The sequence below is a fragment of the Dactylosporangium sp. CA-139066 genome, from assembly GCF_050936175.1.
In the GTDB taxonomy this organism is placed as follows: Bacteria; Actinomycetota; Actinomycetes; order Mycobacteriales; family Micromonosporaceae; genus Dactylosporangium.
This window is the reverse complement of the sequence record NZ_JBNJNH010000001.1, coordinates 4565683-4583671: the sequence shown is the minus strand read 5'-3', so window position 1 is coordinate 4583671 and position 17989 is coordinate 4565683. Positions and strand designations below refer to the sequence as shown.

General features: G+C 70.2%; 16 protein-coding genes. 5 read left to right on the top strand and 11 right to left on the bottom strand.

The annotated features are described in order from the left end of the window. Positions 1–17 precede the first annotated feature (17 nt). Entirely contained in the window at positions 18–920 is a 903-nt protein-coding gene (locus ACQEVU_RS20905; RefSeq protein WP_433325969.1) for an NADP-dependent oxidoreductase, read from the bottom strand. Positions 921–985: 65 nt separating this feature from the next. Here ACQEVU_RS20905 and ACQEVU_RS20900 point away from each other — a divergent pair, with 65 nt between their 5' ends. Then, positions 986–1363 (top strand): winged helix-turn-helix transcriptional regulator, encoded by a 378-nt coding sequence (locus tag ACQEVU_RS20900; RefSeq protein ID WP_433325967.1) that lies wholly within the window; start codon positions 986–988, stop codon positions 1361–1363. On the opposite strand, the gene ACQEVU_RS20895 is transcribed toward ACQEVU_RS20900, so the two are convergent. Both ACQEVU_RS20895 and ACQEVU_RS20890 read right to left on the bottom strand, forming a co-directional pair. Then, positions 1360–2055 (bottom strand): hypothetical protein, encoded by a 696-nt coding sequence (locus tag ACQEVU_RS20895; protein ID WP_433325965.1) that lies wholly within the window; start codon positions 2053–2055, stop codon positions 1360–1362. The two genes, ACQEVU_RS20900 and ACQEVU_RS20895, sit on opposite strands and share 4 nt — an antisense overlap. 36 nt (positions 2056–2091) lie before the next feature. Further along, positions 2092–3630 (bottom strand): hypothetical protein, encoded by a 1539-nt coding sequence (locus ACQEVU_RS20890; RefSeq protein ID WP_433325963.1) that lies wholly within the window; start codon positions 3628–3630, stop codon positions 2092–2094. A gap of 320 nt (positions 3631–3950) precedes the next feature. Between ACQEVU_RS20890 and ACQEVU_RS20885 the strand changes: the two genes are divergently transcribed. Beyond that, positions 3951–4907 carry a pectinesterase family protein gene (locus ACQEVU_RS20885; RefSeq protein WP_433325961.1) on the top strand — a complete coding sequence of 319 codons (957 nt, stop codon included), beginning with the start codon at positions 3951–3953 and terminating at the stop codon, positions 4905–4907. A gap of 316 nt (positions 4908–5223) precedes the next feature. After that, positions 5224–5469: a hypothetical protein gene (locus tag ACQEVU_RS20880; RefSeq protein WP_433325959.1), complete on the top strand. Its 246-nt coding sequence runs from the start codon at positions 5224–5226 to the stop codon at positions 5467–5469. Positions 5470–5509: 40 nt separating this feature from the next. On the opposite strand, the gene ACQEVU_RS20875 is transcribed toward ACQEVU_RS20880, so the two are convergent. Continuing rightward, a complete protein-coding gene (locus ACQEVU_RS20875; protein WP_433335013.1) occupies positions 5510–5662 on the bottom strand; it encodes a response regulator transcription factor in 153 nt (50 codons plus the stop codon). Positions 5663–6584: 922 nt separating this feature from the next. Between ACQEVU_RS20875 and ACQEVU_RS20870 the strand changes: the two genes are divergently transcribed. Continuing rightward, complete coding sequence (locus tag ACQEVU_RS20870; RefSeq protein WP_433325957.1) at positions 6585–9596, top strand: glycoside hydrolase family 2 TIM barrel-domain containing protein; 3012 nt, start codon at positions 6585–6587, stop codon at positions 9594–9596. On the opposite strand, the gene ACQEVU_RS20865 is transcribed toward ACQEVU_RS20870, so the two are convergent. From ACQEVU_RS20865 to ACQEVU_RS20855, 3 genes are all read right to left on the bottom strand, one after another. Next, complete coding sequence (locus tag ACQEVU_RS20865; RefSeq protein ID WP_433325955.1) at positions 9503–11458, bottom strand: glycosyl hydrolase family 95 catalytic domain-containing protein; 1956 nt, start codon at positions 11456–11458, stop codon at positions 9503–9505. The genes ACQEVU_RS20870 and ACQEVU_RS20865 overlap by 94 nt on opposite strands. Positions 11459–11636: 178 nt before the next feature. Further along, positions 11637–12812: a ThuA domain-containing protein gene (locus tag ACQEVU_RS20860; RefSeq protein ID WP_433325953.1), complete on the bottom strand. Its 1176-nt coding sequence runs from the start codon at positions 12810–12812 to the stop codon at positions 11637–11639. Between the two features lie 205 nt (positions 12813–13017). Next, a complete protein-coding gene (locus ACQEVU_RS20855; RefSeq protein WP_433325951.1) occupies positions 13018–13266 on the bottom strand; it encodes a hypothetical protein in 249 nt (82 codons plus the stop codon). Positions 13267–13688: 422 nt separating this feature from the next. Between ACQEVU_RS20855 and ACQEVU_RS20850 the strand changes: the two genes are divergently transcribed. Beyond that, a complete protein-coding gene (locus ACQEVU_RS20850) occupies positions 13689–13934 on the top strand; it encodes a hypothetical protein (protein WP_433325949.1) in 246 nt (81 codons plus the stop codon). Positions 13935–13941: 7 nt separating this feature from the next. Here the strand turns inward: ACQEVU_RS20850 and ACQEVU_RS20845 are convergent, their stop codons facing one another. The 4 genes from ACQEVU_RS20845 to ACQEVU_RS20830 all read right to left on the bottom strand — a co-directional run bounded on the left by ACQEVU_RS20845 (position 13942) and on the right by ACQEVU_RS20830 (position 17984). After that, positions 13942–15774, bottom strand: coding sequence for a sensor histidine kinase (locus tag ACQEVU_RS20845; RefSeq protein WP_433325947.1), 1833 nt, complete (start codon positions 15772–15774; stop codon positions 13942–13944). A gap of 143 nt (positions 15775–15917) precedes the next feature. Continuing rightward, positions 15918–16451, bottom strand: a complete 534-nt coding sequence (locus tag ACQEVU_RS20840) for a GAF domain-containing protein (RefSeq protein ID WP_433335011.1) — start codon at positions 16449–16451, stop codon at positions 15918–15920. Positions 16452–16629: 178 nt separating this feature from the next. Next, positions 16630–17499 carry an alpha/beta hydrolase family esterase gene (locus ACQEVU_RS20835; RefSeq protein ID WP_433325942.1) on the bottom strand — a complete coding sequence of 290 codons (870 nt, stop codon included), beginning with the start codon at positions 17497–17499 and terminating at the stop codon, positions 16630–16632. An 83-nt stretch (positions 17500–17582) separates the two neighbouring features. Further along, entirely contained in the window at positions 17583–17984 is a 402-nt protein-coding gene (locus ACQEVU_RS20830) for a VOC family protein (protein WP_433325941.1), read from the bottom strand. Positions 17985–17989: the final 5 nt, after the last annotated feature.

Below are 17989 nucleotides of genomic sequence, written 5' to 3'. Positions count from 1 at the left end.
GGTGACGCGCATGCCGTTCAGGCTACGGCGAGCACGATCTTCCCGCGTACCGGTCCGCTCTCGCTGAGCTCGTGCGCCCGCGCCGCCTCCTCCAGCGGCAGCACCCGGTCGACGGCGACGCCGAGCGTGCCGGATTCGACCATGGCGGCGATCTTGCGGAGGTCTTCGCCGGAGGGGGTGAAGCCGAACTGGGTGTACCGCAGGCCGCGCTCCTGCGCCAGCGCACGCACGGCCGTGCGGTCGGGCCCGGTGCCGCGCACGTCGACGAGGATCCCGTCCGGGCTGAGGACCTCGAGCGACCGCGGCCCGTAGTCGCCGGCGATGGGGTCGAGCACGACGTCGACGTCTTGGACCGCCTTCGTGAAGTCCACGGCGGTGTAGTCGACGACCTCGTCGGCGCCGAGGCCCGCGACGAAGTCGTGCTTGTCGCGGCGGGCGGTGCCGATGACGTACGCGCCGCGGGCCTTGGCGATCTGGACGGCGAGGTGCCCGATCCCGCCGGCCGCGGCGTGGACGAGCACCCGCTGCCCGCGCTGGAGGCCGGCGCCGCGCACGAGCGCCTGCCACGCGGTGAGCGCGGTGGTCGGCAGCGCCGCCGCGTGCACCGGGTCGAGCCCCTCCGGCGCCGGCGCCAGCTGCACCCTCGGCACGGCGACGAACTCGGCGTACGTCCCGCGGGGCGGCAGCACGACCCCGAAGACGGCGGTCCCGTCCGCCGTGCCGGCGAAGTCCAGCCCGACGGTGAACGGCGGCTCCCCGAACCGTCGCAGCAGCCCCGCCCGCCGCTTCCAGTCGGCCGGGTTGACCCCCGCCGCGTGCACCCGCACGAGGACCTCGCCCGGTGCCGTCGACGGCGGCTCGATGTCGACCACGTGCAGGACCTCGGGCCCGCCGAAACGCTCCTGGCTGATGGCTCGCATGCGTTCATGCTGGCCGCCGCCGGTATGCGTTGTAAATTAGGCACCTTTGCGTAATGTGGTATCCGATGGAAACCTTCACCTACCGGCGCGACTGCCCGTCCCGGACGGTGGTCGAGCTGCTGGCCAGCAAGTGGGTGATGTACGTCCTGGCCGCGCTGCGCCACTACGAGCGCCCGATGCGCTTCAACGAGCTGCGCCGGGTGCTGGACGGCATCACGCAGAAGATGCTCGCGCAGACGCTGCGCGCCCTGGAACGCGACGGGCTGGTGAGCCGCACCGTGTACCCGACCGTCCCGCCGCGGGTCGACTACGCCCTGACGCCGCTCGGCGCCGACGTGGGCCGCCTGACGAGCGCGATCGCCGGCTGGTCCCTGGAGCACGCCCGCGAGATCGTCGCGTCCCGCGCGGACTTCGACGCCCGCGACGAGCTGCCGCCGGTCTAACAGCCCTTCGGGCTGCGGCAGCGTTCGATCTTCGTTGCGTATGGCATGAGCTCGTGCAGGCGGTGGTCCAGGCGGGTCAGCTCCGCGGCCGACAGGTCGCCGCGGAAGCCGACGTACAGCTTGTCGCCGGTCTCCAAGGGGGTGATGGCGACGCTGGTGGCGCCGTAGCCGATGCCCGAGCCGTCGTACAGCAGGGTGTCGCGGGGCGGCCGGCGGCCGTCCGTGGGCAGGTACACCACGTAGAGGTTCGGGACTCGGTACATCGCGTCCCAGATGAAGGCCGACCACGGGGCGACGACCACGACCAGGAGGACCGCGATCGCCGCTGTCCAGAAGCGCCGCGCCGAGCGGGAGCGGCCGGTGAACCTTGCCAGCAGCAGCAAGGCTGCGCTCGGCAGGAAGAAGTAGGCGCCGAAGAAGACGAAGGGGATCGCCAGCACGATCAGCAGGACGGCGCCGATCAGGGTGGCCGCCTCGAAGGCGCGGCGGCCGGCGCAGACGAGCGGCACGGCGGTGACGAGCGTCAGGGCGATGGCGGCGGCGTTGACCAGCACGAAGTTCGACGATCCGATGAGCAGGTACGTCGCGAACGCGGCGCTCAGCAGGGCCGTCGCGGCGATGGCGCGTTGCCACCATGTCGCACGGGTCGGATCGAGCTCCATCATGACGACCCCCGATTTGAACGCGTTCAACTACGAGCGAGCGTATCACCCCCGCATCGGTGACGTTCAGTTGAGGGCGCGGTGGACGAAGGCGCGGGGGACCATCGCGGCGTGCCGGCCCGGCAGCAACGCCAGGCAGCGCCGGCGCGCCTCCTCCGCCGTCACCGAGCCGTCAAGGACGACCGCGGTCAGGTCCGGGCCCGACAGCCGGGCCGCCCCCGGGCCCAGCGCCTCGTCGAGCAGCCGCTGCACCTCGTCGAGGTCGACCCAGCAGCCGTCGATCAACCGCCAGCCCGGCGGCCGTGGCAGCGGCGGCAGCGCCAGCGCCGCGGCGATCCCCGCCGGGTCCAGGTCCTGCGCGGCGGCGGCGAGCAGCAGTCGCTCCAGTGCCAGCAGCAGCTCCCGCGCCTCCCCCGGGGTCACGCGGCCCGTGTCGCCGCTCCACACGCGGGCCACCACGGCGTCGTCGGCGCGGCCCAGGTCGAAGCGCAGCAGGATGTTCGTCGGCGGCATCTCGACCCACCCCAGGTCGGTCGGGGCCGGCGGCGCGGCCGGCTCGGGCACATCGAAGCCGCGGGTGTCGACGATGACGCTGTTGAACAGCGGCTCGAAGCTCGGGGCCACGCCCCGCGCGGCGACCCGTTCCCGGGTGCCCGCATCCTGGCGGTAGACGTGGTACGCGCCGTTGACGCCCGCCTGCAGGACCGCGCCGAACGCGCGGCGGACGAGCTCGTCGAAGCCGGCCCCGGCGGTGTCCACGGCTACGAACGTCGACTGGGCCAGCGTCCCGACGAACTCGCTCAGGGCGGACTCGAAGCGGTTGGCCGAGAGCATCACGAAACGGCAGACGTCGTACCCCGTCCGCCGCGCCAGCAGCGCGCACCACGCGGCCAGCACGATCGTCGGGCGGCTGGTCCGGGTGCGGTCGGCGATGCGGTCGAGGGCCCGGGCGGCCGCCTCCGACGACATGCCGCACGCGCCCGACCCGCCGGCCGGGTCGGCCCGCGGGCCGGCGTACAGGTGCGCAGGCGCCGCTTCGACGTGCCGGAACCAGTGCCGCAGCGCCTGCTCCTGGCGGCGGCGCCGGGCCGGGGAGCACTCCGCCTCGGCGCGGTCGAGCGGCTGCAGGGCCACCCCCGGCAGCGGCTCGCCGCGCAGCAGCGCCGCGAACTCCCGCTCCAGCACCATGAGCGCCTGGAAGTCCACGGCGATGTGCGAGTACACGGCCGCGAGGTCCGTGACGAGGCCGTCGGCGGCCGCGGCCACGAACCGCACCGGAGCGCCGGCGGACACCCCACCCAGCTCGGCCGGCAGCTCGTCGTACACGTCCAGCGGGACGCTGCCGGAGTCCAGGACGCGCTGCTCGCCGGGGTCGCCCAGGGTGTACCGGCTGCGCAGGCCCTCATGCCGGCTCACCAGCGCGCCGAGCGCCGCGGCCACCGCGTCCACGGTGGTGCCGGGCGGAACCGGCAGGTGCTGCTCGAGGCGGGCGGCGGGCGCGTGCGGGGCATCGGCGAGCCACTTCGCCACGTTGAGCTGGCCGAGCGTGAGCGGACCGGCGACGGCCCGGGCCCCGCGGAAATCGATCGGGATCACCTGCACCATGGGCAACGATCATCCGGATCGCATCGAGAGATCGCCATCGACCGGGCGGACTACGAGTATTTCGAAATCCCGACAAACCATCAGCTTCGCTGGAAGTTTCATCGCCGCCGAATACGGCGCCCCGCCGGGCGCGTGTCGCCTGCACGCCCTCAACACATTGACGTCCGTAACCGTCGAAGCGCTTGACACGACGCCGTGTGAGCGCAAACATTCCCTGCGCAGCGCTGATCCGCCCCGCCCGCCTCTGAGGAAAGCGGTCAGACATGTCCGTGCCGAACAAGCGTCGCCTCCGCCGAAGCGTTGCCGTCGCAGCGTCCGCGGTGACCGCGGTCGCCGCGCTGCCCGCGACGGCGGCCGCCGCCACCGCCGTCACCGTCGCCGCGGACGGTTCCGGCAACTACACCACCATCCAGGCCGCCGTCGCCGCCGCCTCCGCCGGCACCGTCATCACCATCAAGGCCGGCACCTACCAGGGCCAGGTGAACATCCCCGCCGGAAAGCCGGGCATCACCCTGCAGGGCGCCACCGGCAACTCCGCCGACATCGTCATCACCGGCAACAAGCCGCAGTCCACCGCCGGCGCGACGGGCAGCGCCACGGTGCTGAACATGGCCAAGGACACCACCGTCAAAGGCCTCACGATCCAGAACACCTACGCCGCCCACGACAGCCAGGCGCTCGCCCTCTACGCCGGCGGCGACCGGCAGGTCTACCGCAACGTGCAGCTCAAGGGCTACCAGGACACCTTCCTGTCGTGGGGCGGCACCGGCAGCGCCCAGGTGCGCCAGTACGTGTACAAGAGCTACATCGAGGGGGCCGTGGACTTCATCTACGGCAACGGCGCGCTGGTCATCGACCGCACGACCATCCGTTCGCTGGACCGCGGCAGCTCGAACAACGGCTACATCACCGCCGCGGCGACGAACGCGAGCAACCGGTACGGCATCCTGATCACCCGGTCCACGCTGACCAGCAGCGCGGCCGCACAGACGGTGGCACTGGGCCGCTGCTGGCACGCCGGCGGCGCCGCGGACGCCATCGGGCAGGTGCTCGTGCGCGACTCAACGCTCGGCGCGCACATCCGCCAGGCCGGCGCCTGGCAGGACATGAGCGGGTTCTCCTGGAAGACCTGCCGCTTCTCCGAGTACGCCAACACGGGCGCCGGCGCCACCCAGGGCACCAGCGACCGCCCGCAGATGAGCACCTCGGCCGCCGCGAGCTACACCGCCCAGAACTACCTCGCCGGCAGCGACGGCTGGAATCCCGTCCAGCCATGACCGCACAATGAGGCGGTGACGGCGACAGGTACGAGTCCGCTTCACCACGATCAGCGCCTTGCCGCGCCGGTCATTGCCGAGCTTCTCGTTGCGGCCGAACCGGACTCCGAAGCCGAGACGGGACGCCGTGACCGAGGTCTGCGGGCCTGCCCCGCAGAGGGTGAGGCGGGGTGGAGCGGGCATGGCGGTTAGCAGGTATCCGCGGGTGCGGAAACCGGCAGCCGGAGAATGCAGGTGGCGGCGACGCCGCCCCTCACCGGTACGAGAGAACGTGGAATCAACACCGCCCACACCCCTCGCGAACAGGTGATCCGCCATGACGACCTACACAGTTGACCCGGTGCTGTGCATGGCACTGTTTGTCTCCGACGCCCCGCAGAAGGCCGACCTGGACAGCAGCACCGTTCGCGACACCGTCACCCGCACCCTCGAGCAGCTCGGCGCCGACGAGTGCTACGCCCGCGCCGCCGAAGAGTTCGGCAACCACCCCGACGTCGCCCTCCCCCGCATCACGTGGGCCCGCGAACTGTGCTCCCGCGCCATGACGCTCGCCGCCGCCTAACCAGCGACGCACCGGCGACACGGCAGGCGGCCGTCCGCCATCAGCCCGCGACATCGTCGTGCAGCAGGTTGGCGAGCTGTACCCGCGATCGCACGCCCAGCTTCGCGAAGATGGTGCGCACGTGCGTGCCGACCGTGTTGACCGACACACCAAGCTTGGACGCCGCCGACTTGTTGGTGTGGCCGGTGGTAATGAGGCATGGGCGAGCGTGTCGATGTCACGTTGCCACAGTCCGCGCAGGGTCAGGGCGACGCCTACGTAGGTGGCGACGCCGGGGTTACGCACGGCGGCAGCCTCAGCGATGGTGAGGCAGGACGCGGTGAAGACGGAGTCGGCGGCGGCCATGCCGATCTGGAAGAACATGCCGTTCCAGCAAGGCCATAGTGGCCAGTAGCTGTGTGATGCCGCGGCTCCCTGGAGGATGGGTCGCAGGGCGTCGATGGCGGAGCCGAAATCGTACCGGCTCGCCGCGAGCCAGCCGCGCATGACGGCAAGCCCCGGGCTGCGGACGTTGTCGTCGGCGTTGGTGACCCGGTCGACGAGACGCAGCTGGGCGGGGCCGCGGTCGTCAACGATGTCGCCCAACCGGCCAACGTCCCATCAAAACCGTGCCCCCGGGTGCTCAACGACCAGCCGGGGGCGGGCGAGAGTACCCGAGACGCTTGACGTCGGGATTGAGAGCGCTAACATTCACCACAGCAATTGCCTGGATCCAGGCTATCCCATGCCCTGCCGGGCAGGGTCACGCTGGTCCAGCAACGTTGTTATCGGTCACACGGCGCGGCGGCCGTGCCCGACCTGATGCGCTCGCCCGCCATCGGCGGCCGGTCGGGCGCACGCTGACCACGAACGGACCAGTCCGTTCACCCGCCGACCACAGGAGCTCTGTTGAGGCACCTGCATCGCCACGCCCAGCCGCCGTCACCACACCGTTGCGCCGCCCTGTCGGCGACCTGCCCGGCGCGGCCCTAGCCCGCCGCACCCAACAGGTTCTCACCGCCGGCCGCATGCCTCGGCATGGCACCGCGCCGGCGCGCTGCCCGCAGGTCAATCCGATGTTCAAGGGCCGGCGGCCCGCCACGCCGCGACGGCTCGTAGCTCGAGAAGGGATCGTCATGCAACGCAACAGTCCTCCAGGAAAGCGACGCGCGGCCGGCCGCGCGGCCGTCATCGGCGCGCTCATCGCTGGTTCCGCCGCGGCCGTCGTCAGCGCGCAGCACCCGGCCACAGCAGCCGTACCCACCGTCGACGGCTTCACCGCCGGTAACGCCGCCCTGACGTCGGTCGACCTCTCCGGACGGTGGACGTTCACGCCGGAGGGGCGAGCGGCCACATCGATCACGGTGCCGGGCGGCGGCTGGTACAAGCAAGGCTTCACCGACGTGTCCCACGCCGTGTACTCACGGACGATCACCGTCCCGGACGCGGGGCAGCCACAGTCGACGTGGATCGAGTTCGGCGCGGTGAACCACCAGGCGACACTCTCCGTCGACGGGCGGGTGGTGGCGACGCAGACGACCTCGTTCACGCCCTCGAACTTCGACATCAGCGCCTACGCCGCGCCGGGAACGACCCACACCATCTCGGTCGACGTGAAGGGCCGCAACGCGCTGAAGAACCAGGCCAACGGGAAATACCTGGTGCCGGACGCCGCGGAGTGGTCGGAGGCGGTGCCGCAGGGCATCTACCGCTCCGCGTTCCTGCGGGTCTATCCGGCGGTGTACATCAACGACGCCTTCATCCGCACCTCCGTGACCAACCAGAGCCTCACGTACGACGTGAGCGTGACCAACACCTCGGCAAGCGCCCGCACGGTGACGCTGACCGGCTCGCTGTCCTCCGACGGCGGCGGCGCCTTCTCCTATCCCGGACTCCCCAGCCGTACCGTGTCCGTCGGCGCCCACTCGACGGCCAGGGTCACCATCGGTCCGATCGCCTGGAACCTCGGCACCGCCTCCTACTGGTGGCCCAACGTGCCCTACCGCTCCGGATACCGGGCCCAGCTGCACCGCCTCGCCGTGCACGCCGCGACCGACGACGGGCGCGCCAGCGACGCCCAGTACCGGTTCGGGTTCCGGGAAAGCACGCAGAGCGGCGAGTACTACTACCTCAACGGCGTGCGCGTGAACTACCGCGGCGACAACCTGCAGGGCGCGGACTACGACCGGATCAACAACGGCGGGGCCGGCGACGCCTACGACACGCTGCCCGGATTCCTGCCGCCGTCGGCGGGCAACGGCGGCTGGCCGCAGGCGGTCGACAACTATCAGCGGCTCAACTACAACGTGGTCCGCATCCACCAGGAGCCCGCGAGCCCGTACATGCTCGACGTCGCCGACGAGATGGGACTCATGCTCGTTGACGAGACCGGGATCCGCGGCTCCGCCAACCTCCAGGACTACGTCGCCGGGCACGACAACATGGTCAACCACGCCCGCGCGCTGACGCTGCGCGACCGCAACCATCCCGCGATCACCCGCTGGAGCCAGAGCAACGAGCCCGGCTGTTGCGGCGGCCCCGACTCCCAGCAGTTCGAACAGGATCTCTACGCGGCGATGAACGGCAACGACGGCACCCGCCCGATCATCGTCGACGGCCAGTCCCCGACCCAGTACCCGACCATGAATTCGCAGTACGCCAACTTCGCCTCGTTCCCGCACTACAACGGAGGCCTCGGCGCCTACAACGACCAGGTGACGTCCACCCCGGGCAAGCCCGACGGGGAGACCGAGTACATCTGGCCGAAATGCAACACCAAGCAGGGCTTCGAGTGGTTCGCCACCCTGACCGCGGCCAAGCGCGCCAAGGACGCCAGCGACCTGCGCCCGTACACGCTGCTGTCCGGCTGGGCCGGCTTCGTGCCCGGCGTGAAGACGACCGACTTCGTCCCCGAGGAGAACGGCCACCCCATCTACGGCGCCGACAACCTGTCCGACCCGTGGAGCAACCCGCAGATCCAGCGCGTCCAGGCCGGCTTCCACCCGCTCGCAGCGATCGACCTGCCGTACTGGTCCGCTTCCGGCATGTCCGACGCCAACGGCACCTTCCCGCTGCCCTCCGCCGTCGACAGCTACGGCTTCAACGCCCCGGTGACCCGGACCATCACCGTCTTCAACGACGACTTCACCGGGACGTCGGTCGGCCTGACCTGGACCGCGCGCCTCGACCAGCCCACCGGCACCGTCATCGCGTCCGGCAGCACCACCCTCACCGTCCCGCTCGGCTCCCGGGCCGCCCAGCCGATCTCGTTCACCACGCCGGGCTCGGGCTCGCGGGTGTACCTGACGCTGTCCACGACGAAGAACGGCGCCACGGCGTTCACCGACACCGTCGAGTACTTCACGCTCGGCGGGAGCCAGGCCGCCAACATCGACGACGCCGACGCTCGCGTGACCTACACCGGCAACTGGGGCCACGCCAGCGGCGAGACCGGCCCGTACTCCGGCACCAACTCCTACACCGACGTCGCCGGCAACACCGCGACCCTGGTGTTCACCGGCACCGGCATCACCCTGCACGGCGTCACCGACCCGAGTCACGGCATTGTCGCCGTCTCGCTCGACGGCGGCGCCGAAACGCTCGTCGACGAGTACTCTGCGGCCCGCACCGGCGACGTCGCGGTCTGGACCAGCCCGCGCCTGGCCTCCGGCCAGCACACGATCCGGGTGCGCGCCACCGGCAACCAGCGGTCCGGCGCCACGCACAACTGGGCCACCATCGACCGGTTCGAGATCACCACCAGCAACGTGATCAGCCTGCGGGCGCATGCCAACAACCAGTACGTCACCGCGGGCAGCGCACCGCTCATCGCCAACGGCACCACCATCGGGACCGCGCAGCAGTTCGACCTCATCGACGCCGGCAACGGGTTCATCGCCCTGCGGGCCCGCGCCAACAATCAGTACGTCACCGCCGAGAACGCAGGGGCCGCGGCGCTCATCGCCAACCGCACCGCCATCGGCAGCTGGGAACAGTTCCAACTCATCCGCAACGCCGACGGCAGCGTCTCGCTCAAGGCCAACGCCAACGGCAACTACGTCACCGCCGAGAACGCCGGCGCCGCCGCGCTCATCGCCAACCGCACCGCCATCGGCCCCTGGGAGGAGTTCGACCTGATCTCGTCGTAACGCTCGAGCCCACCCGCCTCGCCCGCCGAACGAGCATCAGCCCGGTGGGCGAGGCGGCTCCTCATGCCCGCTCTCATCGGCGACAAGGCTCCGCGGGGTGCCGCGGCCGGGTAGAACGTGCACGGTGCGTTACCGCCGTGCCAGGCGTTGCCGAGCTGGCCGATGGTGTTGCGTGCGTTCTGCAGGTCGGTGCCGGAGCTGTCCAGTCCGACCAGGCCGCCCGGGTAGATGAACTGCGCGGCGATGTCGTTGCCGTCGTCGATGAAGTCGCTGCCGACCTCGGTCTCCCGGACCACGGTCTGCCCGTTGCGGGTGAAGGTGGCCGGGGTGGACAGGTGCGACAGGATGTTCTGCCACGTCGCCCGGGTGGTCGTGTCGACGTTGAGCGTGGTGCTCATGTCGATCAGACCCTGGAACAGCAGGTGCACCAGGCCCAGGGACATGCTGCTGTTGGTCTGCGGGTAGGCCTGGCCCTCGTGCGGCGCGTCGTTGGTGATGACGTAGCGGTTGCGCGAGGCGTCCCACGTCAGGTAGTTCTGCCAGAACAGGCCGACCTGCTTGAGCCACGGGTACACCTGGTTGGCGTAGTTGGTGTCGTAGGTGTACTCGAACCGCATCACCATGTCGCTGGCCAGGTTCGCGGCGTTGGACTTCTGGTTGAGCAGCGAGGCGCAGCAGACCTCCGTGCCGCCGGGCGAGATGCCGACCGGGTACAGCACACCGGTGAACCCGTTCTGGCCGGCCATCTGCTGGCCGCGGCTCTGGTAGTCCAGGACCGGCTTGTCGTAGGCGGCAGCCTGGTCGACGTGGTTGGTGGCCAGCGCCGCGTAGAACGGCACCTCGTAGTTGTAGTTGGTGTGGTAGTCCCCCGCCCAGGCCATGTCCGGCTTGTCGATCCAGCTGCCCCACAGGCCCGGGGCGAACTTGCCGGTCCGCGAGGAGCTCGCCAGCAGGTACAGCGAGCCGTACCAGCTCTTCTCGATCGCCTTGTCCGGGATCTCGACGTACGACTGCGACCATAAGTTCTGCCACCAGCTGCGATGCGAGGCGTTGTGGTTGTCGACGTCGGACTGGGTGAGGTTGGTGACCATGGACACGGCGCTGCTCTGGTAGCTGCCGGTGTCGATGCTGGACTGAATGCCGACGACGAGCGTCGACGTGGTGCCGGGGGCGAGCGTCAGGGTCAGCCGGTTGCCGGAGATCGACTGGGAGCCACCGATCGTGCGGGCGGCCATCCGGGCCCGCGGGTCGCCGGCGCCGCCGGTGTCGGCCTGGACGTCGCCGCTGAGCACGCGGCCGTCGTTGGACGCCGACGGCGTCCCGCCCGAGCCGTTCTGCAGTGTGATGCCGATGTTCTGGGTGGCGCCGCCGGTCAGGGTGAACGAGGTGACGAACAGGTTCCAGTTCGCATCCACCCAGCTCGCGGTGCGCAGGGTCTGGCCGCCCAGCGTGTACGTGCCGCGGACCTCGGCGTTCTTGATGTCCTGCACGGCGTTGTATGAGGCGCCGGACAGCCCCGACGCCGACACGACCACCCGGCCGAGCGGCTTGATCGCGTGCGTCGTGGACGACCAGAAGTCGTTCTTGCCCACGTAGAAGGTCTGGTTGGTGATCGGGCCGCCTTCCACGACGCCGACGTCACCGTTGCCCATCATGGGCCCGTCCTGGGTGAAACCCGTGCTCAGGTTGCTCGGCGGCGAGTTCCAGGTGCCGGTGTACTGGCCGACGATGCGGGTGGCGTGGGTGGCCGTGGCCGAGTCGGCGGCGGCGGCGCCGGGCCGGATGACGGTGAGCAGGGCGGCGGTCAGCAGCAGCACGGCGGCGGGACCGCGCAGCCTTCTGACATTGGCGGTGTGTCTCACGGATGCTCTCGCTTTCGCGGATCTCCGCCGGGCCCGGGTGTGGCGGCGGCGGGTCGGGTGTCGTCAACCACGCCGCCGAAACGTAGTCGCAAGAACGAGATAACGTTATCCCGCCGGTCGGAGGCCGTAAAGGGGGCCCGGCAGGAATCCTGCCGGGCCCCCTTTGCCACCCCACGAGCTACGACGTGATGAGGTCGAACTCCTCCCAGGGACCGATCGCCGTGCGGTTGGCGATGAGCGCGGCGGCGCCGGCGTTCTCGGCGGTGACGTACTTGCCGTTGGCGTTCGCCTTCAGCGAGACGCTGCCGTCGGCGTTGCGGATCAGCTGGAACTGCTCCCACGACCCCACGGCGCCCCGGTTGGCGATCAGCGACGCGTTCCCGGCGTTCTCCGCGCACACGTACTGGTTGTTGGCGTGCGCCCGCAGCGCGATGAGGCCGCCCCCGGCGTCGATGCGGTCGAACTGCTCCCACGGGCCGATCGCGGTGCGGTTGGCGATGAGCGGGGAGCTGCCGCCGTTGTCGGCGGTGACGTACTTGCCGTTGGCGTGCGCCCGCAGGCTGATGACGGTCGACGGCGGCGGGGGCGTCGTCGACACTGAGCAGTTGCCGGCGACAGCCCCGGCGGTGGTGAGGATCCCGCCGAGCAGGATGTGCAGGAAGTTGGCCTCGCTGTAGCTTTCGTTGGTGTGGCCCAGAGCGGTGTAGAACGACCGCCCGCCGTCGTAGTTCTGGCACCAGGTGGTCGGATGGTCGCTACCCATGGTCGAGCCGGTGTACGACGAGTTGTCCACCGACGTCAGCACGTGCACGCTGCCGCGCGGGTTGGTTTGGAAGTCGTACCACTCGTCGGTACGGGTGATCGACGACGGCAGCCCGGACGTGGCCGGGTGAGCGGTGTCCTCGACCACGACGCGGGCCGGCTGGATCGCGGGGTGCTGCTTGAAGTAGGCGCCGACGAGCTTGCCGTACCAGGCCCACGAATAGCCGCTGTCGGCGGCGGCGTGCACGCCGACGAATCCGCCGCCGTGCTCGATGTAGCGCTGGAAGGTGTCCTTTTCGGCCTGCGTGCCGACCGGGTCGCCGGTCGTGGACAGGAACACCACCGTCTTGTACTGCGCGAGGTACGCGTCGGTGAACAGCGTGTCGTCCTCGGTGGCGTCGACGGTGAAGTTGTTCGCCGCGCCCAGGTTCTTGATCGCCTGGATGCCGGCCGGGATGGAGTCGTGGCGGAAGCCGGTCGTCTTGGAGAAGACCAGCACCTTGAACGACGCGTAGGCGGGTGCGGCACCGCTCGGCACGGCGGTGCCGAACAGGCCGAGCAGGGAACAGACGACTGACAGCGTCGCGAGCACAATGCGACGTGTACGTGGAGACGCCATGCGAAGCACTCCTGTGATTCGTGGGTTCTCCCGGCCGCCGATGCCAGGCCGATGGATGAGGGGTTACGCGGCCGCCGCGTCGCGTGATGCCGAGTGTTCGCGCTCCCGGCGCGACACGTCAAGGGGCTCCGGCAAGAAAACGTCAGACGTCGATGCGCCCGGCCACCGGCGATCCAGGTCAGTTCGCCGATCGGCAGGGCGAGCCCTTCGCGCCCACTGCCAGGTCCTTGCCGGAGTCGCCGGTCACCCGCAGGGCATTCACCGATCCCGAGTACGCCAGCTCGGCCGCGAGGTCGCACAGCTGCCGTGCGGTGGTCGCGTCGCCGTCGGAGAGGGTCGTCGCGACGGTCACCGTACCGCACGCGGCGTCCACCGTGACGGTCTTGACGCCGGGGCGGGAGAGGCGCTCCCGGACCTTGCCGGCCACGGCGGCATCACACGATCCCGCGATCGCGCCGCTCGGCGCAGCCGCGGGAGCGGCACCGCGGTCACAGCCTGTGAGCAGGGCCAATACGGTGACAGCGATGGTGAGCGATCGATGCATGCGCTCGACCGTAGGATCGCAGCGCCGGCGGCACCAGAGGTCAAACTTTTGCCGTTTTCGCAGAAACTCCGTCAGACAGCCGGCGTCTTCGGCATCTCGTCAAGAAACTCGCCGTACTTGGGCCCTCGTCAACGAGCCGGCCGGACAAGAGGGTGAGGCGGGGTGCGGCGGGCATGGCGGCTAGCAGGTATCCGCGGCTGCGGAAACCGGCAGCCGGAGAATGCAGGTGGCGGCGAGGCCGTCCCTCATCGGTACGAGGGAACGTGGACGTAACGCCCACACCCCCTGCGAAGAGGTGAACCGCCATGACGACCTACACAGTTGACCCGGTGCTGTGCATGGCACTGTTCGTCTCCGACGCCTCACAGGCGAGCGACCTGGACAACAGCACCGTTCGCGACATCGTTGCCCGCACCCTCGAGCAGCTCGGCGCCGACGAGTGCTACGCCCGCGCCGCCGAAGAGTTCGGCAACCACCCCGACGTCGCCCTCCCCCGCATCACGTGGGCCCGCGAACTGTGCTCCCGCGCCATGGCCCTCGCCGCCGTCTGACCGGCGTTCATGCCTCGTCGATTGGAATCTTGACCAGGAGTGCTGTGCCGTGGCGGGCCGGGCTCACGACCTCCATGTGGCCGCCGAGCGCCTCGATGCGGTCCTGCAGGCCGATCAGTCCGGTTCCCTTGCCAAGGCTGGCTCCGCCGATCCCGTCATCCTGGATCGAGAGCCGGAATACCGCGTTCTCCGCCTCGGCGTTGACGTGGACGATGGTCGCGCGGGCGTGCGTGGCGGCGTTGGCGAGCGCCTCGGACACGATGTGGTACGCCGCCACCTCGGCATGTTCGGGCAGCGGCCGGCTGATGTTCAGGTTCAGTTCCACCGGAATCGCGCTGCGGCGGGCGAGCGACCGGATCGAGGCGCCGAGGCCGCCCTTGGACGTGATCGCCGGATGGATCCCCTGCGTGACCTCCTGCAGGCTGGTGAATACACCGTTCAGCCCCTGCGCGACATGTGACAGCTGTTCCTTGTACCTGTCCAGCTCGGGCGGCATCGACGCCTCGGTCATGCTCAGTTCCAGCCCGAGCGAGACGACACGCTGCAGTACGCCATCGTGCAGCTCTCGTTCGAACTGCCGTCGAGCGTTGTCAGCGGCGGTGACAATGCGGGCGCGAGAAGCGGCGAGCTGCGCGCGACTCTCGACGTTGGCGACCGCGGTTGCGATGAGGTCGCTGAAGTCGGCCAGGCGTGCTTCGGTGCCGGGCGGGATGGCCTCGTCCGTGAACGACACCACGGCAAGCACTCCCCAGAGACAGCCCTGGACCATGACGGGAACGCCGACCGCTGAGCGTATGCCCAGCCCGCGGGCCGTCGCCGCGGCCGGGCCCGCGGCGCTGTCGTAGCTGTCGATCCGGGCCGGACGCCTGGTGCGCAGAACCGTCCCGACGACGGTGTCCCCTTCGAGCGGGATGGACGTGGGGCCATGCAGCTCGTCCAGACCCGCAACACGAGTGGCGGTGCAGTCCGGCTCGTAGCGCATCAGCGCGGTGCGGACCCGGCCAAGGGTCCGGCAGAGCTCGTCCGTCATCGCATCGAACACATCGACGAGTGAGGCGCCACGCGCGACCATCGTGGGGACCCGCCGCCACGCGGCTTGATCCTCCGTGAGCAACGTGGACTCGTTACGGCCCGCCTTCAGCGAGTTGACGATCGCCTCATGCTCACACGCGGCGCACAGCAGCGGCTCCAGCGTCGGCACCACGCGTTGCCGCAGGCGCTCCAGCGTCTGGTCCGGCAGGTCCGCCGGAACGAGCAGGGTGCCCAGGCGCCTCGCACCATCACACAGCGGGAATGCGGCCCGCTGCCCATCCCCGGCAATCACGTCGAGCCTGATCGCCGCGGACCGAAGCTCAAGCACCTGCGCGAGCCGCTGTGACGCCGGGCCGAGCGCGGAGCGCAGATCGTCCGCGCCCACCATACATTTGGCCAGCTCTGTGGCGAGGCTGGCTTCCTGACGGCGGTCAGGCGCCTCGGCGGCACGGGAGCGGGCCAGATCGGCGAGGCGGCCGGTCGCCAGCCCCGCCGCGATGAACACCACGACGATCGGCAGATCCCGGCGAGCTGTGAACTCGAACGCCCAGAAGGGCGGGACGTGAAAATAGTTGAAGGCAAGAGCACTGGCCACCGCCGTCGAGACGCTGAGCCAGGGTCTCCACACCATCGAGATGGCCAGGACGCCGACGAGATACACCACGCCCGAGGCGGCCGAATACGAGTCTCCCCTGAGGGGAAACAGCACGACGGTCTCCAGCGCGATCAACGCCACGGCGACGACCAGCCCGAGCCAGAGCGGTGGCGGCTTCGGCCTCAGCAGCAACGGAACCAGGTTTGCGGACACCGGCGACCGTCTTTCACCTCGCCGTCAACACGCGACGCCTGCGCTTACCGTCACCGCGGGTGCGAACCGTGGATCGCCGGGCGTGCTGACGCACCTTCCTGCCAGGGCGATATTACCGCAACGCAGCGCCTTGACTGGCTCCGCTACACGGGTGCGCCGGCCACCCCCGAGCTCGCCAGCCTGGTCGCCCCCCGCCCGGTGTCCGGTGACGCGATGAGGCGTGCCAGCGCCGCGCCGGCCGCTTCGGCCAGGGACTGCAGCCGGGCCAGTTCCTGTTCGGTGACCCGGTGTGGCTGGATCCAGTAGGCGCCGATCGCCCCCAGCGGGTCCTCGACGCGCATCGGGACGATGACGAGGCTCTTCACGAACGTCGGCCGGTACGCCTCCTGCGGCACCCGATCGTCGACCTGGATGTCCGGCACAATGGCCGGCCGACGATTGCGGATCGACCACCCGCTGATGCACTGCCGCACCGGGAATCGCTGGCCCTTCCACAGCGGGCTCACCGCGTCCTCGTCGGCGTAGAAGCAGTGGCCGCGGTCCAGCAGTACCACGGTGGCTCCGTGAGCGTTCGCCAAACGCCTGGCGGTGCTGCGGATGATCTGCTGAGCCTGCTCGACGTCCTGCACCAGGCCGAGATCAGCCACGGCGGTGCGCAACAGCTCGGACGCGTCCATCACCGATGGTCCTTCCCGTCACGATGTCGCACTGGAGACGACCCCACGCACGACACGCGTCTCTCCGAGGCAGCTCGCTGCCACCTCACTTCCAGTGTTTTCCCGGCGTCGCGCAAGGTGTTCTCATGCTTCCGGGTGATCGCCGCCGTATCCCCCGCTGCGGGTGAGCTCCACCGGGTCAGTTCCGGCAGCCCGCCGCCGCGCTGCGGACAGTGCTGAAAAAGTCCCAGGTTACCCGGGTAGCCGACGGGGTGACGTCGTCGCCCTGCGGCCAGTCGTGGCTGCCGCCGTGGTAGACGGCGAGCTGCACGCACTGCCCGGTGGCGCACCGCACCCAGGTGCTGGTGGTCACACTGCCCTGCGCCCGGGTGACCGGGGTACCGGCACAGCGGTTCGCCCGCCGGTACTGCTCCACCTGCGCGTCAACGGTGGGCTGGGTGTAGCCGTCGAGGGTGTGGGGCGTTCCGCCGGAGCCGACGGTCAGTTCCGGGTCGCCGGTCGAGGCGATCTCCAGCAGTGACACCGGCGCCGGGCTGGGGCACGGCATGGAGCTGACGGCCGCGTAGGACGCGACGGCCGCGAAGCGTCGAGGCGCCGCGCAGGCCATGCGCAGGGCCATCTTTCCGCCGTTGCTGTACCCGAGCAGGAACACCCGGCCGGAGGCGGCGTCGGGCTGGGTGTCGAGCACCTTGTCGACGACGGCGGTGAGGAAGGCGACGTCGTCGACCGCGGCGGCCTGGGCGGGGCCGCAGCAGTGGCCCGCGTTCCAGGACTGGCCGACCCCGGCGGGGTACACCAGGATCGCCGGCCCGGTCACGCCGGCGAACCCGCTGCGCTGCCGCTCGTAGTCCGGCGTGACGCAGCAGCCGTGCAGGACGACCAGCACCGGCAGCCGGGCCGCGCCGGCCGGCCACGGATGGACCAGGAGGTAGCTGCGGGTCAGGCCGTCCACGACGATCGGGACGGTCGCCTGGGTCCACCTGACCGGCGGACCCGGCAGCGTTCGGACGGACGGCGAGCGGGAGGCGGTCAGGACCAGACACACCACGACCAGCGCCGCCGCGGTATGCAGTGGTCGCCTCCGGCCCGAGCGACAGCCCGGACCGACGTGCATCGGTGGCGACCCGACGGTCAGTACTGCAGCCTGGGGTCGTCGTACTGCTTGAACTCCAGCACGTTGTTGGACGGGTCGACGAGGAAGATGGTGCGGTGCTGCTCGGCGGTGCCCTCGAAGCGGGTCGCGGGGCCGGACAGGACCGGCAACTTGCGGTGCTCGACCAGCTGGAGCAGCCGGTCGAAGTCCTCGGCGCGGGCGAACGTGACACCGAAGTGCCGGGGGTACTCGACGGGTTCGGCCGCCACGGCGGCGGCGTCGAGGTGGCAGACGAGCTGGTCGCCGAAGAAGTCGAACGTGACGCGGTCGTCGTAGCGGCGGGCCAGCTTGGCGCCGAGGCCGAAGACGTAGAACCGTACCGCCTCGTCGAGATCGTGGGTGGGCACCGCGACGTGGAAGGCGTCGTGCGTGGATCGCATGGAGG